Annotated in this window: 19 protein-coding genes and 1 other annotated feature; of the genes, 8 read left to right on the top strand and 11 right to left on the bottom strand. The window is 57.5% G+C overall.

From position 1 onward, the window contains the following. The first annotated feature begins 71 nt into the window (after positions 1–71). Positions 72–590 carry a transcription repressor NadR gene (locus tag ACGHUK_RS10350; RefSeq protein WP_005944532.1) on the top strand — a complete coding sequence of 173 codons (519 nt, stop codon included), beginning with the start codon at positions 72–74 and terminating at the stop codon, positions 588–590. 96 nt (positions 591–686) lie between these two features. Then, on the top strand, positions 687–1,238 hold the full coding sequence (locus ACGHUK_RS10345) for a TetR family transcriptional regulator (RefSeq protein ID WP_097776457.1): 552 nt from the start codon (positions 687–689) through the stop codon (positions 1,236–1,238). Positions 1,239–1,674: 436 nt separating this feature from the next. Here the strand turns inward: ACGHUK_RS10345 and asnB are convergent, their stop codons facing one another. Together asnB and ACGHUK_RS10335 are read right to left on the bottom strand one after the other, a co-directional pair. Beyond that, positions 1,675–3,261, bottom strand: a complete 1,587-nt coding sequence (gene asnB, locus ACGHUK_RS10340) for an asparagine synthase B (protein WP_371292670.1) — start codon at positions 3,259–3,261, stop codon at positions 1,675–1,677. A 52-nt stretch (positions 3,262–3,313) separates the two neighbouring features. After that, positions 3,314–3,576 (bottom strand) — a binding site (T-box leader). A 15-nt stretch (positions 3,577–3,591) separates the two neighbouring features. Further along, positions 3,592–4,077, bottom strand: coding sequence for a Fur family transcriptional regulator (locus ACGHUK_RS10335; RefSeq protein ID WP_005944529.1), 486 nt, complete (start codon positions 4,075–4,077; stop codon positions 3,592–3,594). Positions 4,078–4,421: 344 nt separating this feature from the next. Here ACGHUK_RS10335 and ACGHUK_RS10330 point away from each other — a divergent pair, with 344 nt between their 5' ends. Then, positions 4,422–5,081: a GntR family transcriptional regulator gene (locus tag ACGHUK_RS10330; RefSeq protein WP_120081231.1), complete on the top strand. Its 660-nt coding sequence runs from the start codon at positions 4,422–4,424 to the stop codon at positions 5,079–5,081. A 156-nt stretch (positions 5,082–5,237) separates the two neighbouring features. Here ACGHUK_RS10330 and ACGHUK_RS10325 read toward each other — a convergent pair whose 3' ends face one another. The 8 genes from ACGHUK_RS10325 to rpmG form a co-directional block, all read right to left on the bottom strand. Then, positions 5,238–6,374 (bottom strand): aldo/keto reductase, encoded by a 1,137-nt coding sequence (locus ACGHUK_RS10325; protein ID WP_390574278.1) that lies wholly within the window; start codon positions 6,372–6,374, stop codon positions 5,238–5,240. A 340-nt stretch (positions 6,375–6,714) separates the two neighbouring features. Next, entirely contained in the window at positions 6,715–7,089 is a 375-nt protein-coding gene (gene rplL, locus ACGHUK_RS10320) for a 50S ribosomal protein L7/L12 (RefSeq protein WP_005944525.1), read from the bottom strand. Positions 7,090–7,162: 73 nt separating this feature from the next. Continuing rightward, on the bottom strand, positions 7,163–7,678 hold the full coding sequence (rplJ, locus tag ACGHUK_RS10315) for a 50S ribosomal protein L10 (RefSeq protein ID WP_005944524.1): 516 nt from the start codon (positions 7,676–7,678) through the stop codon (positions 7,163–7,165). A 277-nt stretch (positions 7,679–7,955) separates the two neighbouring features. Beyond that, positions 7,956–8,648, bottom strand: a complete 693-nt coding sequence (rplA, locus tag ACGHUK_RS10310; protein ID WP_005920494.1) for a 50S ribosomal protein L1 — start codon at positions 8,646–8,648, stop codon at positions 7,956–7,958. Between the two features lie 57 nt (positions 8,649–8,705). After that, complete coding sequence (rplK, locus tag ACGHUK_RS10305; RefSeq protein ID WP_005920496.1) at positions 8,706–9,131, bottom strand: 50S ribosomal protein L11; 426 nt, start codon at positions 9,129–9,131, stop codon at positions 8,706–8,708. A gap of 136 nt (positions 9,132–9,267) precedes the next feature. Then, positions 9,268–9,801, bottom strand: coding sequence for a transcription termination/antitermination protein NusG (nusG, locus tag ACGHUK_RS10300; RefSeq protein WP_005944521.1), 534 nt, complete (start codon positions 9,799–9,801; stop codon positions 9,268–9,270). Positions 9,802–9,831: 30 nt separating this feature from the next. Further along, positions 9,832–10,083, bottom strand: coding sequence for a preprotein translocase subunit SecE (secE, locus tag ACGHUK_RS10295; RefSeq protein WP_005944520.1), 252 nt, complete (start codon positions 10,081–10,083; stop codon positions 9,832–9,834). A 16-nt stretch (positions 10,084–10,099) separates the two neighbouring features. Further along, positions 10,100–10,249 carry a 50S ribosomal protein L33 gene (rpmG, locus tag ACGHUK_RS10290; protein ID WP_005920501.1) on the bottom strand — a complete coding sequence of 50 codons (150 nt, stop codon included), beginning with the start codon at positions 10,247–10,249 and terminating at the stop codon, positions 10,100–10,102. A gap of 308 nt (positions 10,250–10,557) precedes the next feature. Between rpmG and ACGHUK_RS10285 the strand changes: the two genes are divergently transcribed. From ACGHUK_RS10285 to dusB, 5 genes are all read left to right on the top strand, one after another. Then, positions 10,558–11,649 carry a D-alanine--D-alanine ligase family protein gene (locus ACGHUK_RS10285; protein WP_097775185.1) on the top strand — a complete coding sequence of 364 codons (1,092 nt, stop codon included), beginning with the start codon at positions 10,558–10,560 and terminating at the stop codon, positions 11,647–11,649. Next, positions 11,642–12,469 carry a glutamate racemase gene (gene murI, locus ACGHUK_RS10280; RefSeq protein WP_097775186.1) on the top strand — a complete coding sequence of 276 codons (828 nt, stop codon included), beginning with the start codon at positions 11,642–11,644 and terminating at the stop codon, positions 12,467–12,469. Before ACGHUK_RS10285 ends, murI begins: the two co-directional genes overlap by 8 nt. Before the next feature lie 15 nt (positions 12,470–12,484). Continuing rightward, positions 12,485–12,961, top strand: a complete 477-nt coding sequence (locus tag ACGHUK_RS10275; RefSeq protein ID WP_097775187.1) for a DUF1934 domain-containing protein — start codon at positions 12,485–12,487, stop codon at positions 12,959–12,961. 33 nt (positions 12,962–12,994) lie between these two features. After that, entirely contained in the window at positions 12,995–14,809 is a 1,815-nt protein-coding gene (gene argS / locus ACGHUK_RS10270) for an arginine--tRNA ligase (protein ID WP_390574277.1), read from the top strand. A gap of 239 nt (positions 14,810–15,048) precedes the next feature. Continuing rightward, a complete protein-coding gene (gene dusB, locus ACGHUK_RS10265; protein WP_044954051.1) occupies positions 15,049–16,068 on the top strand; it encodes a tRNA dihydrouridine synthase DusB in 1,020 nt (339 codons plus the stop codon). A gap of 8 nt (positions 16,069–16,076) precedes the next feature. On the opposite strand, the gene yfbR is transcribed toward dusB, so the two are convergent. Continuing rightward, positions 16,077–16,667, bottom strand: a complete 591-nt coding sequence (gene yfbR, locus ACGHUK_RS10260; protein WP_005944511.1) for a 5'-deoxynucleotidase — start codon at positions 16,665–16,667, stop codon at positions 16,077–16,079. Between the last annotated feature and the right edge of the window lie 121 nt (positions 16,668–16,788).

The raw sequence follows: 16,788 nt of genomic DNA, 5'->3' as shown, positions 1-16,788 counted from the left end.
TTGCATGATCCGCCGTCTTTTGCTACAATAAGAGCATAATACCGTAAAGCGGAAAGGAAGCTTTGAAAACCATGAATGCAGCGCAGCGCAGAGAATCCATTCTGAAACGGCTCAGCGGGGCCGAAGCGCCGGTCAGTGCCAGCGCACTGGCGGCTTTGCTGGGGGTCTCGCGCCAGATCGTGGTGGGGGATGTGGCTCTGCTGCGGGCAGGCGGTGCGCAGATCGATGCAACGCCCCGGGGCTATCAGCTGCACCCGGCGGAAAAAGGCTATACCGCCATTCTGGCCTGCGTGCACAGCACCGAGGACGAGATGCGCACCGAGCTGTACACCGTGGTGGATCAGGGCGGCATCGTGGTGGATGTGGCCGTGGAGAACAGCCTGTATGGCGAGCTGCGCGGCAACCTGAACCTTGCCAGCCGCTACGATGTGGACAACTTCATCCAGCAGGCCAAGGACACGCCGGAAGCGCTTTTGAGCCGCATGACCGGCGGCGTGCATCTGCACACCCTGCACTGCCCGGATGCCGGGAGCTTTGAGCGCATCAAAAAAGAGCTGGAAGAAAAAGGCATCCTGTACCGCAAGGAGTGATGCGGATGGGGATAAACCCAGTATAAAAAAGGCTGAGGGCCTTGTCTATCCGCAAAACAGGAAAATGGTTGGATAATCAACGAAAAAGCAAAAGAGGTGGGTTTTCTGGATATTCGCATTGAAAAAACGGAGCGTGCCATCAAGCAGGCATTCATGGAGCTGCGGGCGCAGAAACCGCTGGAAAAGATCAAGGTCAAGGAACTGTGCGATCTGGCCTGCATCAATAAGTCCACCTTTTATGCGCATTATCAGGATATCTATGCGCTGGCCAACGCCATGGAGGACGAAATGGTGGAGGTGGTGGTGGAAAGCCTGCCGCAGCTGACCGCCCGTGATGTAAGCGAGCGCACCGAGTGGCTGACTCGGGAAATGTTCCGGGCGTTTACCCGGAATCAGACCGAGATCGGCATTCTGTTTTCCGGCTCCCGTCAGGGACTGTTCATCAACCGCGTGGAAGCTGCAATGAGCAAATGCATCTCGGAGAGCGACCCCTCGTTTGATGCCGATGTGGTGCGTAAGATCGTGCTTTCCTTCTGCGTGCAGGGCTGCTACTACACCTTCACCAGCTACTGCGGCCAGATGGACGAAAAGCGGCTGGTGGCTCTGCTTGCGTCCATTGCCCGGGCGGCACAAAAAATCAGGATGTAACACAACAATTTAGAATGCCCGCCGCGTGCGCTTTGGGCATGAATAGCGGAAAAATAGTTTTAATAGAGCAATGCCGGGCGGTCTGCGGACCGCCCGGCATTGCATTTTCACAGATGGAGATTGGACGGCAAGGAGCGGATGCCGCGCCTGCTTCCTATGGAAGCGGCGGCGCAGCGGGGGAAGAGCTAGCCCTCTCAGCCTCGCTTCGCTCGGCAGCTCTCCCAAAGGGAGAGCCCTTGGCATGGCGGCAAGGTTTCCAGTTTCGCCAGAGCCTCTCCCTTTGGGAGAGGTGTCACCGCAGGTGACGGAGAGGGTTCCCTCTCGTGAAAAAGTAGATCGGGAAAATCCGCAGATTTTCCCGATCTACAAATTATAGAATATTCTTTCCGCTATTCATGCGCAAAGCAAAGCAAAGCGCATTCAAAATGGTCTGGCGTTACACGCCGGAAGCACCATAGTTTGCCAGCACACGGGCCGAAGGGTCGTTGACGTTGCAGTTCGGCCATGCCTTGTTGGGCATCCAGAAGCCCACGATGGTGCGGCTCTGGTCGTGGTAGTACTTCTCGAAAATTTCGCGGTAAAACAGGCTTTCCTTGGTGAACGGCATGCAGTGGGCCGAATAGTTTGCCCGGCGCAGCTGGAACTCCTCGTCGGTGTAAAGGCTTTCGGCATACTCTTTGATGTCGTCCACCATGCTGTGGCCTACAGCATCCGAGAAGGCGGCCTTTTCGCGCCACAGGATCTCCGGCGGCAGCCAATCGCCCTCAAAGGCCTTGCGCAGCAGATACTTGCCCTTGCCGTAGCTGTTCAGCTTCTTTTCCGGGTCAATGGCCATGACGTAACGCACAAAATCCAGATCACCAAAGGGCACGCGGGCCTCGATGCTGTTGGAGGAGATGCAGCGGTCGGCGCGCAGCACATCGTACATGTACAGCTCGCGGATGCGCTTCTGGCTCTCCTGCTGGAAGGCATCGGCGGTGGGGGCGTAGTCGGTGTACTTGTAGCCGAACAGCTCATCGGAAATCTCGCCGGTCAGCAGCACGCGGACATCGGTTTGCTCGTGGATGGCCTTGCACAGCAGGTACATGCCCATGCTGGCGCGGATGGTGGTGATGTCCCAGGTGCCCAGCAGGCGGATGACCTCTTCCAGACTGTTGATGACCATATCCCGGTTGATGATGATCTCGTGGTGCTCACTGCCCAGATATTCTGCGGTCTGGCGCGCATATTTCAGATCAATGGCATCGGTGTCCATGCCAATGGCAAAGGTGCGGATGGGCTTGCCAAGCTTCTTGGTGGCAATGGAGCACACCAGCGAGGAATCCAGACCGCCGGAGAGCAGGAAGCCCACAGGGGCATCTGCGTCCAGACGCTTCTCTACGCCTGCGATCAGCTTTTCGCGGATGTTCCGCAGCACAGTGTCCATGTCGTCCTGCATGGGGGCGGGCACATCGGCAATGTCCTCATAGCGGACGAAGCGGCCATCGCAGTAGTAGCTGCCAATGGGGAAGGGCCGGATGTCGTCGCACCAGCCAATGAGGTTCTGCATCTCGGAGGCGAATGCGATCTGGTGGCTGGACTTGGAGTAGCCGTAGAACAGCGGACGGATGCCGATGGGGTCGCGGGCGGCGATGAGCCGGTCCTTGCGGGAATCGTACATGATAAGCGCGAACTCGGAGTCCATGTGGCGGAACATATCCAGACCGTACTCATAGTACAGCGGCAGCAGGATCTCGCAGTCGCAGTCCGACTGGAACTTGTAGCCGCGGCGCTTGAGGATCTCTTTCTCAAAGCGGAAGCCGTACAGCTCGCCGTTGCACACCACACAGTCGGCACCGCGGTAGAACGGCTGCATGCCTTCCGGCGTCAGGCCCATGATGGCAAGGCGGCCAAAGCCCATCAGACCAAAAGGCCCTTCCACCACACGTTGGTCGTCCGGGCCGCGCATGACCGTGCGCAGCAGGTATTCCTTGAATTTGGCGGCACTCAGATCGTGCCCGGTATAGCCCATAACACAACACATATTTCTTACCCCTCTTTTTAAATAAAAAATACGGCAGCTCATTCATCCCAATCGCTAGGACGAATATGCTGCCGTATCCGTGGTGCCACCTAAATTACCGGCATAAAACCATGCCAGTCACTTTTGTGCGCTCTCCCCGTTGAAAGCACTGCCGCGATAACGAGCGGCGCACGTCGGCCCCTACTGCTGCACAAACAGGTTTAGGGGGAAGCTCACGGGTGTTCGTTCGGGTTTCGCTCTCTGCGCGGCTTCCACCTACCCGCACTCTCTGAAAGAGGACATTGAAACCTTACTTTTCCCGGTCAACGCTTTTTTCTTGCATGCATTGTATCACGGCTTTTTGCCCGTGTCAACACAGCAGGCGCATTTTTGTGCGGTTTGACCATCAGAGTCGGACTGTTCCTCTTTTTGGGCGCAGTGGCGGCACAAACCATACAGAACGCTGCCCTCGCACTGCAGGGTAAAGCCATGCTCTGCCATCAGGTGGGCGCGCACCTCGTCCATGAAGTGGCAGTCCAGATGATAGATGCGCCCGCACTGCACGCATTTGAGGTGCAGATGCTCCCGGCAGTGGCGGCCCTCGTCCACGTACTGGAATACGGCTTTTTCGCCCTTGTCGGCAACGTATTTCATGATGCGCTGCTCCCCGGCCAGCTTGTCCAGATAGCGGTACACCGTGGTGGGGTTGGGGCTTGCGCCCTGCTCTTCCAGATGCTCCAGAATGTTGGAAGCACTCACCGCGTGCTGCCGGTTGTTGATGAGATAATCTAAAATCAGTTGACGGGTCTTGGTATTGTAGCCGTCGCTTCGTGCCATAAGAGAGATCCACACCCTTTTCAATATTTTTTACATTGTAGCATATTTTTGCATTGGATGCAAAAGAACCGGGCCAAAAGAAGCGGCATTGGCTACAAGCACAAAAAAACTTGTTAATTTTGGCAAAAATGAGACATAAAAATTAGATAAAACATAAAACGCGCTAAAGTTCACAAAAAAGTATTGTAATAATTGCCCTATTATGAAATAATAGAACTGGAATACTACTTGGATTGCAGCAAGAATACAAGATGCTTTGAAGTTAGAAAGCATGCGCCCCAGAGTATTATAGGAGAAGAACCTTTTTCTTTGCAAGGGAAAAGGGAATAGGAGTTGTGCAGAACATGAAAGAAATGGAGTCGCAGACCAAAACGAGCCTGAAGCTGCAGGCATACCAGTACCTTAAGACCAAGATCCTGAACTGCGAGTACCGGCCCAACGAGTTTTTGAACGAGCAGAAGCTTTGTGCCGAGATGGGCAACATCAGCCGCACCCCCATGCGGGATGCTCTTGGCCGCTTGGAGCAGGAAGGCCTGATCACCATTCTGCCCAAGAAGGGCCTGATGGTTTCCGGCATCACCGAGGAGGACGTGCACAGCATGTTCGAGATGCGCCTGCTGGTGGAGCCTTACGCCCTGCGTACTTATGGCAGCGGCATCCCGCGGGAACAGCTGGAGACATTTGCCGAGTTGATGCATCACCCGGACAGCATCACCGACTTCTGCGAGTCGGACGATGAGTTCCACGAACTGCTCATGAGCACTTTGCCCAACAAGTACCTGCGTTCGGCGTATGACCGCATCACCGGTCTGAACACCCGCTTCCGCATCATGACCGGCAAGGTGAGCATGATCAATCAGGAGCAGACCTGTGACGAACATCTGGAAATTCTGGATGCCGCTCTGGCCGACAACTGGGACAGTGCTGCAGATTCCCTGCAGCACCATCTGGAGCTGGCCCGCGATAAGGCTGAAAGTGTGATCAAGGTCATCCGGCTGTGGTAAGAACTGCATAAAAAAGACCGTTGCACGAAAAACGTGTGACGGTCTTTTTTGTTATGAAACTCCCCCAGCCGCCTGCGGCGACAGCCCCCTCAGAGATGGGGCCTTAAAGCCTCCCTCTTTGAGGGAGGTGGCATCGCGCAGCGATGACGGAAGGAGTTACAGTGCGTCCAGCTCCTTTTGCAGTTGTGCCAGAGAATCGCGGATGGGCAGCTTCTGCGGGCAGACGGCTTCGCACTTACCACAGCGCACACAGTGCAGGGCCTTTTCGCTGTCCGGGAAGCAGGTGGTCCACTGGGCTTTGATGGCATCCTTCTGGCCGAACATGCCCAGCTTGTTCCAGATGCTGAAATTGTCCGGGATGTCCACCCCCATGGGGCAGGGCATACAGTACCGGCAGCCGGTGCAGCCAATCTTGATGCGGCGGTGCAGCTCTTTGGCTACGCTTTCCACAGCGGCATTCTCGGCGGGGGAAAGCGGTTCAAAATGGCCAAAGGTGGCAAGGTTGTCGGTCAGCTGATCCTCAGCACTCATGCCGGAGAGGATCACATGCACGTTTTTGTGGCTGCCCACCCAGCGCAGCGCCCAGGAGGCATCGGTGGCATCCGGACGCAGGGCGTGCAGCGGTGCGGCGGCATCTGCAGGCAGGGATGCCAGCGTGCCGCCCTTGATGGGCTCCATGATGATAAGCGGCACGCCGCATTCTTCGGTCAGCTGATAGCCCCGGTCACCGCTGATCTCCTCGGCACGGTCGTCCCGGTCCAGATAATTGTATTGCAGCTGGCAGAAATCCCACGGTTGGTCGCGCAGAATATACTCAAATCCGGCAGAGTTGTCATGGCAGGAAAACCCAAAGTTCCGGATGCGTCCTGCGGCCTTCTGCTGCCACAGCCAGTCCACAAGGCCCATGGCTTTTGCCTTTTCGTACCGGGCCTTGTGCAGGGAGTGCAGCAGGTAGAAGTCGATGTAGTCCACGCCCAGCCGCTGCAGTTGCTCTTCAAAAATGCGCTTGGCATCGTCCAGGCTTTTGCATTTCCACAGCGGCATTTTGGTGGCAAGATAAAAGCTGCTGCGGTCCCATTTGGCGATCACGCGGCCCACAAACGGCTCACTCTGGCCGTTGTGATAGGGATAGGCAGTATCGAAGTAGTTGACACCGGCGGCCTTAGCGGTGTTCAGCAAAGCTTCGGCGCGCTCTTCGTCAATGGTGCCGTCGGCTTTGGTGGGAAAACGCATACAGCCGTAACCCAAAAGGGAAGTGCGGATGTTGTTTTTGTTCCAGTTGCGGTGTTCCATAAACTCTCTTTTTGCGGCAGAGGGGACAAAGGCTCTGCCGTTCCTCCTGTTGAGGATAGTATAGCATAGTTTTTGAATGCAGAAAAGGCGAATTGCATTTGGATCACGGGCTCGCCATCTTAGCCTCACTTTGTTCGGCAGCTCTCCCGCACACTTTGCACTTGAGCCGGAAACTTTGCCGCCATGCCAAGGCCTCTCTCTTTGGGAGAGGTGGCATTGCGTCAGCAATGACGGAGAGGGCGAGGCTGCTAATAATTTTGCACAACAAAAAAAGATGCCCGCACCTTTCGGTACGGGCACCTCATTGTTCAAGAATGAACGACTCTCAGAAGAGGTTCAATTACTTGACCTCGACCTTAGCGCCAGCCTCGGTCAGCTTCTTCTGGATGTCCTCAGCCTCAGCCTTGGAGACCTTCTCCTTGACAGCCTTGGGAGCGCCATCGACGATAGCCTTAGCTTCCTTCAGGCCCAGACCGGTGATCTCCTTCACCAGCTTGATGACCTGCATCTTGGTAGCGCCAGCCTCAGCCAGGATGACGTCGAACTCGGTCTTCTCTTCCTCAGCGGCAGCAGCAGCGCCAGCAGCAGCGGGAGCAGCAGCAGCAACAGCGGAAACACCGAACTCTTCGCAGTAAGCGTCGATCAGTTCCTTCAGCTCCAGAACGGACAGCTCCTTAACGGAGTCGATGATGGCAGTAATCTTCTCAGAAGCCATAGTAGTAACCCTCCAATATCAATGGTTTTGTTTGTTAGTTTCTTGTTTTGTTTAAGCAGCGGTCATGCAGCAATCAGGCTGCAGGCTCCTCCTGCTTGTCGGCATAAGCCTGCATTGCAACGGCCAGACCAGACAGAGTGCTGGTGAGGGCGCCTGCGAACATGGACAGCATGCCTTCGCGGTTGGGCAGCTTTGCGATTGCGTTGGTCTCGGCAGCGTCCATGACCTTGCCTTCCATGAAGCCAGCCTTCACGACGAACTTCTTGGACTTATCGCCATCCTGATACTTGCACAGGATGCGGGCAGCGGACATGGGATCCGCTTCGTGAGCAAAAGCGATAGCGGTATCGCCCTTGAACTGCTCAGCCAGGCCCTCCAGAGAGGTACCCTTGACAGCCAGACGCAGCATGGTGTTCTTCACGACCATGTAATCGACGCCTGCCTCACGCAGCTCCTTACGGAGCTTGGTGTCGTTCTCGACGTTAATGCCGCCGTAAGCGACGACGCAGCCGGAAACCGCACTCTCAAACTTTGCCTTCAGATCAGCGACATAAGCCTGCTTTTCAGAAAGAATCTTTGCACTGGGCATTCGGTTTCACCTCGTTTCAAAAACTTGTATCGAAAACCGGAGCAAGTATGAAAAAAGCCTCTTTCCCGCACTTGGCCGAGAAAGAGGCATAAAACAACTTTACGCACGTTTCTCGGCAGGCGGCATAGCCTTACACTGGACTCCAGTACCTGCTGTCTCAAAAACAGCATGATTATTCTACCGCAAACGTGCGGAGTTGTCAAGTCTTTTTTGAAATTTTCTGACAAAATTTTTCTGCCGCCCATACGAACGGCAGAAAAACGATCAGAACTTCAAATCAGACACCGTACTTCAGGGTGTTCAGACGGATGCCAGGGCCCATGGTGGTGGCGATGGTAGCGCTCTTGAAGTAGGTACCCTTTGCTGCAGCGGGCTTTGCCTTGGCAATAGCCTCCATCACAGTGTCCAGGTTGGTGTACAGCTTCTCTGCACCGAAAGAAGCCTTGCCCACGGGCACATGGATGATGTTCTGCTTGTCCAGACGGTACTCGATCTTACCAGCCTTGGCCTCGGAAACAGCCTTGCCCAGGTCGGGAGCAACGGTGCCGGCCTTGGGGTTCGGCATCAGGCCGCGGGGGCCCAGGACCTTACCGAGACGGCCAACGCGGCCCATCATATCGGGAGTGGTCACGACAACGTCGAAATCCATGAAGCCGCCGGCGATCTTTGCGATCAGCTCGTCATCACCGACGATATCAGCGCCAGCAGCCTCAGCAGCGGCAGCTGCGGGACCCTTGGCGATTGCGCAGACGCGGACGGTCTTGCCGGTGCCGTTGGGCAGAACGACAGCGCCGCGGACCTGCTGGTCAGCGTGACGGCCGTCAACGCCCAGACGGACGTGCAGCTCAACGGTCTCGTCGAACTTGGCAGAAGCGGTCTTGCAAGCCAGCTCCAGAGCCTCGTTCACATCATATGCCTTAGTAGAATCGACCAGCTTTGCAGCGTCGACATAGTGCTTGCCATGTTTCATTGTATATCCTCCTGTGTGGTCATGCGGGCAGTTTTATGCCCTCCCACTGTTTATGTCTCAGCCCTCGACGGTGACACCCATGGAACGGCAGGTGCCGCGAACCATGCTGCATGCAGCTTCCAGAGAAGCAGCGTTCAGGTCGGGCATCTTGGTCTTGGCAATCTCTTCCACCTGAGCGGCGGTCAGAGAAGCAACCTTTTCCTTGTTGGGCTTGCCGGAAGCGGTGTTGATGCCAGCTGCCTTCTTGATCAGAACGGCTGCCGGAGGAGTCTTGGTGATGAAGCTGAAGGAGCGGTCAGCATACACAGTGATGACGACGGGGATCACATAACCCATCTGGTTCTTGGTACGCTCGTTGAACTCCTTGGTGAATGCCATGATGTTGACACCCTTCTGACCCAGAGCAGGGCCAACAGGGGGAGCCGGAGTTGCCTTGCCGGCCTCGATCTGCAGCTTAATGTAGCCAGTAACTTTCTGTGCCATAATAAATGCACCTCCAAAAATCTGTGGTGAGTTGCGGCACGGTGTCTCCGTGCCTCCCACGAGCATGTGCACAGTGCACACGCTCTATAAGAACCGCACTGCGGTCTTACCTTGGTAAACGATTTGTGCCGGTTGGTTACGGCAGCTCGACCTGACCGATCTCCACCTCTGCGGGGGTCTCGCGGCCGAACATGTTGACCTTGAGCTTCACTTTGAAGTTCTCGGTATCGATCTCCTCCACAAGGCCCATAAAGCCTTCCAGAGGACCGGCGGTGATCTGCACGGTGTCGCCGACGTTGAAGTCGACTGCCAGAGGTGCAGCCTTTTCCACGCCCATCTTCTCTACTTCTTCAGCAGAGAGGGGAACGGGCTTGGATGCGGGGCCGACGAAGCCGGTGCAGCCGCGCGTATTGCGCACCACGTACCAGGTATCGTCGTTCATCACCATTTTGACCAGAACGTAGCCGGGGAAGAGCTTGTGCTCCACCATCTTCTGCTTGCCGTTCTTGTCAATTTCGGGAACCATCTCGACGGGAACTTTGATATCGCAGATCAGATCCTGCAGATGACGGTTCTCCACCATGGTCTGCAGGTCGTTCGCGACCTTGTTCTCATAGCCGGAATAGGTATGCACTACATACCAAAGTGCCTCATTGGATTGTTCTTCCATTTTGGTCTGCCCTCCGTTTCAAGATGATTCTCAGGCGCCGATGATCAAGCCCAGGATGCCGCCGAAGATGGCATCCAGCAGGATCATCACGACCGCTGCGATGGCGACGGTCACGAGCACGACGACGGTGTTGGTCTTAACGTCCTCTTTGGACGGCCACACCACCTTCTTCAGCTCGCTCTTGGTGTCGCGGAAGAACTTGGCACACTTGCCAAAGAAGTTCTTCACAGCGGCCTTTGCTCTGGCCACAAAGCCCGGCTTGTTCTCGGTTTTGTCTGCCATGATGCGTCCGCCTTTCTTACTTGGTTTCGCGATGAACGGTGTGCTTCTTGCAGAAACGGCAATACTTCTTCATCTCGAGACGATCGGGGTTGTTCTTCTTGTTCTTCGTGGTGTTGTAGTTGCGCTGCTTGCACTCGGTGCAGGCCAGAGTGATTTTAACGGTCATTTGTTGACACCTCCATTATAACGGTTGTTTTGAACCTCCCTCGGGTTGCGGGTGGTACCTGTAAAACAGGCGCACTTAATAACCCCGCAAAAGAGGTGATATCATTGTACCACGCACTTTTCCATCCGTCAAGCGGAAATCTTCGATTTTTGGAAAGTTTTTTTGAAAAATATCTCTTTTACCCACCGGCAGCTTTTTGGCATTCTGCTTGCATCGCGCGCATAGATATTGTATAATAAGCCAGAACGGCATTTTTACCGGTTATATCCCACCCAGGTCTTGGGCTTTATAAATAGGAGAGAGTTATCATGCAGTCTGAAAAAATGTGCGTTGTGCTGCTGTTCGGCGGTATGTCCAGTGAGCACGAGGTCAGCCGCGTTTCTGTGGGCAACTTCGTCAACAACATTGACCGTGAAAAATATGAGGTGCTCACTGTGGGCATCACCAAGGAGGGCCGCTGGCTGTACACCGAGGCCACGGCCGCCCAGATGGCCGATGGCAGCTGGGAAGAGCTGGCAGGCAACATGGCCTGCGTCATCAGTCCGGACCGCGCCGATCACGGCATGATCCTGTTCACCCCGGAAGGCCATGTGGAAAAAGTGCATGTGGATGTGGTCATCCCGGTGCTCCATGGCCTGTGGGGCGAGGATGGCACGGTGCAGGGCCTGCTGGAGCTGGCCGGCATCCCCTACGTGGGCTGCGGCGTGCTGGCAAGCGCGGTGTGCATGGACAAAGCCGTGGCCAATGCTCTGTTCGAGGCCAACGGTGTGCCCCACACCAGATGGCTGGCTGCCGACCGCTGGGAGATCGAGTCCGATCTGGAAGGCGTGTGCGAGGGCGTGGAAAAGAAGCTGGGCTGGCCCGTGTTCGTCAAGCCCGCAAACGCCGGTTCCAGCGTGGGCATCTCCAAGGTGTCCAGCCGTGACGAGCTGAAAAAGGCCATCGACCTTGCACTGGAAAACGACCGCAAGGTGGTGTTTGAAGCCTTTGTGGACGGACAGGAAGTGGAGTGCGCCGTGATCGGCTCCGACCCCGCCGTGGCTACCCGTCCGGGCGAGATCCTTGCCGGTGCCGAGTTCTATACCTACGACGACAAGTACAAGAACGGCGTGAGCCAGACCGTCATCCCGGCTCACCTGCCGGAAGCAAAGCTGGACGAGGTGAAGACCTACGCCGCCATGGCCTACACTGCCCTGAACTGCGAGGGCCTTGCCCGCTGCGATTTCTTTGTGGAAAAGGGTACTGGCCGGGTGCTGATCAACGAGATCAACACCTTCCCGGGCTTCACGTCCATCAGCATGTACCCCAAGCTGATGGAGCACGAGGGCCTGCCGGTGCCGCAGCTCATCGACCGGCTGATCGCGCTGGCGCTGGAAAGGAAGGAAAAGCAGCATGGATAACCGCCCGATCGGCGTATTCGACAGCGGCCTTGGCGGCCTGACCGGTGTGCGGGAGCTGCGCAAGCGCCTGCCCCACGAGGAGATCATCTATTTTGGCGATACCGGCCGCGTGCCCTATGGCAGCCGCAGCCCGGAGACCATCCTGCAGTATGCCCGTCAGGACGTGGCATTCCTGCTTTCTAAAAATGTAAAGTGCATCATGGCGGCCTGCGGCACCGTGTCCAGCACCTACCCGGCTGCAGAAGCGGCAAAGCTGCCGGTGCCCTATCTGGGCGTGGTGGATGCTGCCGCCCGGGAAGCAGCCTTTGCTACCCGCAACCGCCGCATCGGTGTGATCGGCACCGCTGCCACCATCCGCTCCCGCAGCTACGAAAAGCTGCTGCGTCAGCTGGTGCCGGGGGTGGAGATCACCGCGCAGGCCTGCCCGCTGTTCGTGCCGCTGGTGGAGGCCGGTTACGTGGACCACAGCGAGGAGAGCCGACAGCAGGTGACGAAGCTGGTGATCGCTCAGTACCTGACCGAGGTGCGTGAGGCCGGTGTGGACACCCTGATTTTGGGCTGCACCCACTACCCGCTGCTCAAGACCATGATCGGCGAGTTCATGGGCCAGAGCGTGACGCTGGTGGATCCGGCCAAGACCGCTGCCCACCATCTGGAACAGATGCTCTCCGAGCGCGGCCTGCGCGCTGCACAGGAACACGAGGGTCAGGCGCACTTCTACGTGAGCGATGTGCCGGACAGCTTTGTGCAGACGGCAGACCTGTTCCTGGGCGAGTACAAGGGCGGCCCGGTGGATCAGATCGCCATTGATAAATATTGATAAGGACAGAAAAACGTGAGCAAACCGCTGAAGGAAGATTATATCATCCGCATCAAGAGCCGCATTGAGCAGCATGTGAAAGAGCCTGTGGAGCAGGAAGAAAAGGAAGAGTTTGTGGAGCTGATGACCCGCGGCCAGTTCGTGCAGAAGGGCGGCAGCTACTACATTACCTATAAAGAGACCGAGACCACCGGCTACGAGGGCTGCACCACCACCCTGAAAATTGCCGCCGACGGCAGCCGCGTGGCGATGCTGCGGTTTGGCAAGGGCGGCGGGGCCGGCACCCAGCTGCTGATCGAAAAAGGCAAGCGCAACCTCTGCCACTACGAGACAGGCTACGGCTCCATGACGCTGGGCGTGACCGCCGACGAGATCGAGTGCGGCCTGACCGAGAAGGGCGGCACCGCAAAGTTCGGCTACCTGCTGGATGCCAACAGCGCCGAGCTTGTGAGCCGCAACCGCCTTGAAGTGACCGTGACCCACGTAAACTGAGATATTTCCCAGACTGTGAAAGGAACCAGACCAATGACTGAATTTGAAAAGATCTACCAGAACTATAACCCCCGTCAGGCTGCGCTGGACGAGGCACGCACTCTGCTGACCGCTGCCGCCAAGGCCGCCATGGCCGATGGTGCTCTGCCGGAAGCTGAGCTGCCCGCCTTCATCGTGGAGATCCCCGCCGATACCAAGAACGGCGATATCGCCTCCAACATCGCCATGGCCGGTGCACGCAGCTGGCGCAAGGCTCCCAAGATGATCGCGGATGCGCTGCTGGCACATCTGCCCTCCATCGAGAACAGTGTGTTTGCCAAGGTGGAAGTGGCTGGCCCCGGCTTCATCAACCTGTTTTTGGCTCCGTCCTTCTGGGCCAGTGTGGTGCTGGGTGCCTGCTCCAACAAGGAGTATGGCCGCACCGATCACGGCAAGGGTGCCAAGTACAATGTGGAATTCGTTTCCGCCAACCCCACCGGCCCTATGCACATGGGCAACGCCCGCGGCGGTGCTCTGGGCGACTGTCTGTCCGCTGTGCTGGACTGGTCCGGCTATGATGTGACCCGCGAGTTCTATATCAACGATGCCGGCAACCAGATCCAGAAGTTCGGCAAGAGCCTTGCCGTGCGCTACCTGCAGAAGTACTGCGGCGAGGAAGCCTATCCGCTGCCCGCCGAGTGCTATCAGGGCGGCGACATCAAGGTGCTGGCCGGTGAGTTTGCCGAGCTGAACGGCGACAAGTACGTTGCCGCTTGCAAGGGGATGGACGAGGAGACTCTGTTCGAGAGCGAGGCCTTTGCCGCCCTGAAGGACGCACTGGTGGCCTACGCTCTGCCCAAGAACATTGCTGCCCTCAAGCGCGATCTGGGCAAGTACCGCATCGACTACGATGTGTGGTTCCATGAGAGCACCCTGCATGAGTCCGGCGCGGTGAAGGCCGTGGTGGATAAGCTGCTGGAGCTGGGCGCATGCTATAAGGCAGAGGACGGTGCCATCATGTACCGCAGCGCCCAGTACGCTGCCAAGTACGGCACGGTGAACAAGAAAAAGACCGAGGACGGAACCGAGGAGGAAGCCAAGGACGAAGTGCTCGTCCGTGCCAACGGCATCCCCACCTACTTTGCCGCCGATATCGCCTACCACTACAACAAGCTGGCCACCCGTGGCTTTGCCAAGGCCATCGATGTCTGGGGTGCAGACCATCACGGCCATGTGGCCCGCATGAAGGGTGCCATGGATGCCATCGGCCTGAACGGCGAAGATCTGGATGTTGTGCTGATGCAGATGGTCAACCTGATGCGCGACGGCCAGCCTGTGCGGATGTCCAAGCGCACCGGCAATGCCATCACTCTGACCGACCTGCTGGAAGAGGTGCCCATCGACAGCGCACGCTTCCTGTTCAATATGCACGACGCAGGCAGCGGCATCGATTTTGACCTCGATCAGGCTGTCAAGACCGACAACGATAACCCGGTGTACTATGTGCAGTATGCCCATGCCCGCATCTGCTCCATCCTGAAAAAGATGGAGAGCGAGGGCGTGCAGTTTGCCGGTGCCGAGAAGGTGGATGCCACCCTGCTCACCGAGCCTTCCGAGATGGATCTGATCCGGATGCTGGCAGCCTTCCCGCAGGAGATCGTCATGGCGGCAGAAAAGTACGACCCCAGCCGCATCAACCGCTTTGTCATTGATCTGGCCAGCGCTTTCCACCGCTTCTACGGCAGCTGCCGCATTCAGGGCGCAGACCCCGCTGTGCAGCAGGCACGTCTGGCCCTGTGCATCGGCGTGAAGAATGCCATCTTCAACGTGCTGACCATGTTCAAGATCAACGTGCCGGAGAAGATGTAACATGCAAAAACCCTCTCAGTCAAAACCTTACGGTTTTGCCAGCTCTCCCGAAGGGCGAGCTTTATGCGCTATGAAGATAAACGATTTCTTCACCCGCAAGAAGCCTGTTTCGGGCAGATGAAAAGGCTCCCCCTTTCGGGGGAGCTGGCACGGCGCAAGCCGTGACTGAGAGGGTTCGTACCCCAAAAATCTGGCTCCCCTGCGGGGGAGCTTTTTTCGATAACAGCGAGGAACAACCAATGGAACCTTTGAAAATCGGCAATATCATCCTGCCGCACCGGGCGGTGTTCGGCCCGATGGCGGGCTTTACGGATGCACCCTGCCGCCGCCTGATGGCCCAGCACGGTGCAGGCTTTACTGTGAGCGAAATGGTGTCCAGCCGGGCGCTGGTGTACGGCGACCACAAGACGGTGAGCCTGCTCAAGGCCGAACCCAACGGTGCACCCTATGGCGTGCAGATCTTTGGTGAAGTGCCCGAGATCATGGGCGAAGCCACCGCCGCCATCGAACAGTACGAGTTCGACTTTGTGGATATCAACATGGGCTGCCCGGCCCCCAAGATCGTTTCCGGCGGCGCAGGCAGCAAGCTGATGCTGGACCCGGACCGCTGCGGGCGCATCGTGGAGCAGGTTGTGGCAAATACAAAACGGCCTGTCACCGTGAAAATGCGCAAGGGCTGGGATGCCGACCACATCACTGCAGTGGAGTGTGCCAAGGCCTGTGAGCAGGCCGGCGCAGCCCTCATTGCGGTGCACGCCCGTACCCGGGAGCAGATGTACACCCCCGGCATCGACCCGGAGATCATTGCCCGGGTGAAGGATGCCGTCAGAGTGCCGGTGCTGGGCAACGGCGACATCCACTCGGCAGAGGATGCGGTGGAGATGATGCAGGCCACCGGCTGTGACGGCGTGATGATCGCCCGGGGCGCGCTGGGCGACCCGTGGCTCTTTGAGCGGGTGAACGCCGCCATTGAAGGCCTGCCCGCACCCAAGGCACCCAACCTGCAGGCCCGCATGAATGCGCTGCGCCGTCAGGTGGAGGAGATGGTGGAGCAGAAGGGCGAGTTCGTCGCCATGCCGCAGGCCCGCTCTCAGACCATGCACTATATGAAGGGGCTGAAAGGTGCGGCCAATCTGCGCCGCTACTGCTGCACCCTGACCCATCTGGAAGATCTGGACGAGCTGATCGATGCTGTTTTTGAAGAACAGCGCAAAGCGGGCATCGACCCGGACGACGTGCGCGAGGTGCCGTTTCCGTAAGGGGAATATTACTGCTGCCGGGTCAGCTCATCCAGATTCTGGGTGTAACAGGGCAGACAGTGCTCTATGAACCAGTCGGCTTCCGGGCAGTGCATGGCCTGCAGGGCCGCTTTCTGCTGGGCCAGCGCCGCGTCAAACTCGTGGTTGCCGCTGCGCTGCTCCTCCGTGCATTTGATGAGGGCGCTCAGCCGGTCGGCGGCCTTCAGCAGGCGCTTTTCCTCGGCGGTGAGCAGTTCCCCGGAGATGAACGGGGACAGCTCTTCGCTCAACTCGTCCGGCAGAAGGCCGGTCATGCAGCGCACGCTCTCGGTTTCCAACGCCTTGTAGGCATCCCGCAGGGTGGGGCTGCTGTACTTGACCGGTGTGGGCATGTCGCCGGTAATGATCTCCGGCGCGTCGTGGTACAGCGCCGCCACTGCTACCGTTTTGGGGCGGCAGGGCGTGCCGGTGTACCGCCGTGCGATCAGGCAAAGCATGTGGGCCAGCAGGGCGGTATCGCAGGTGTGCTCGCTGAGAGATTCGGCCCGGGTGGAGTGCATCAGGCTCCAGCGGGTAATGTATTTCATGCGCGCCAGCAGGGCACTGAACGGGTACAGCATGGCAGCTTCCTCCTTTTTTCTCCAACATACCTGTCCGGCAGAGCGTTGTCAAGCCCTTTTTTCTGTGCAGTGTTCGTGCTATACTAAAATAAACCAACTTTCTGCCGCTTTGGCAGAGAAA

The sequence above is a fragment of the Faecalibacterium sp. i25-0019-C1 genome (assembly GCF_042854225.1).
Taxonomy (GTDB): domain Bacteria; phylum Bacillota; class Clostridia; order Oscillospirales; family Ruminococcaceae; genus Faecalibacterium; species Faecalibacterium taiwanense.
Note: the sequence above shows the minus strand (reverse complement) of the source record. Positions and strands in the feature narration are given on the sequence as shown.

What these genes read in the sequence shown, in the direction of transcription:
- ACGHUK_RS10350 (WP_005944532.1), top strand. Translation starts at nt 72, where the DNA reads ATGAATGCAGCGCAGCGCAGAGAATCCATTCTGAAACGGCTCAGCGGG.
- asnB (WP_371292670.1), bottom strand. Translation starts at nt 3,261, where the DNA reads ATGTGTTGTGTTATGGGCTATACCGGGCACGATCTGAGTGCCGCCAAA.
- ACGHUK_RS10335 (WP_005944529.1), bottom strand. Translation starts at nt 4,077, where the DNA reads ATGGCACGAAGCGACGGCTACAATACCAAGACCCGTCAACTGATTTTA.
- ACGHUK_RS10330 (WP_120081231.1), top strand. Translation starts at nt 4,422, where the DNA reads ATGAAAGAAATGGAGTCGCAGACCAAAACGAGCCTGAAGCTGCAGGCA.
- ACGHUK_RS10325 (WP_390574278.1), bottom strand. Translation starts at nt 6,374, where the DNA reads ATGGAACACCGCAACTGGAACAAAAACAACATCCGCACTTCCCTTTTG.
- rplL (WP_005944525.1), bottom strand. Translation starts at nt 7,089, where the DNA reads ATGGCTTCTGAGAAGATTACTGCCATCATCGACTCCGTTAAGGAGCTG.
- rplJ (WP_005944524.1), bottom strand. Translation starts at nt 7,678, where the DNA reads ATGCCCAGTGCAAAGATTCTTTCTGAAAAGCAGGCTTATGTCGCTGAT.
- rplA (WP_005920494.1), bottom strand. Translation starts at nt 8,648, where the DNA reads ATGAAACATGGCAAGCACTATGTCGACGCTGCAAAGCTGGTCGATTCT.
- rplK (WP_005920496.1), bottom strand. Translation starts at nt 9,131, where the DNA reads ATGGCACAGAAAGTTACTGGCTACATTAAGCTGCAGATCGAGGCCGGC.
- nusG (WP_005944521.1), bottom strand. Translation starts at nt 9,801, where the DNA reads ATGGAAGAACAATCCAATGAGGCACTTTGGTATGTAGTGCATACCTAT.
- secE (WP_005944520.1), bottom strand. Translation starts at nt 10,083, where the DNA reads ATGGCAGACAAAACCGAGAACAAGCCGGGCTTTGTGGCCAGAGCAAAG.
- rpmG (WP_005920501.1), bottom strand. Translation starts at nt 10,249, where the DNA reads ATGACCGTTAAAATCACTCTGGCCTGCACCGAGTGCAAGCAGCGCAAC.
- ACGHUK_RS10285 (WP_097775185.1), top strand. Translation starts at nt 10,558, where the DNA reads ATGCAGTCTGAAAAAATGTGCGTTGTGCTGCTGTTCGGCGGTATGTCC.
- murI (WP_097775186.1), top strand. Translation starts at nt 11,642, where the DNA reads ATGGATAACCGCCCGATCGGCGTATTCGACAGCGGCCTTGGCGGCCTG.
- argS (WP_390574277.1), top strand. Translation starts at nt 12,995, where the DNA reads ATGACTGAATTTGAAAAGATCTACCAGAACTATAACCCCCGTCAGGCT.
- dusB (WP_044954051.1), top strand. Translation starts at nt 15,049, where the DNA reads ATGGAACCTTTGAAAATCGGCAATATCATCCTGCCGCACCGGGCGGTG.
- yfbR (WP_005944511.1), bottom strand. Translation starts at nt 16,667, where the DNA reads ATGCTGTACCCGTTCAGTGCCCTGCTGGCGCGCATGAAATACATTACC.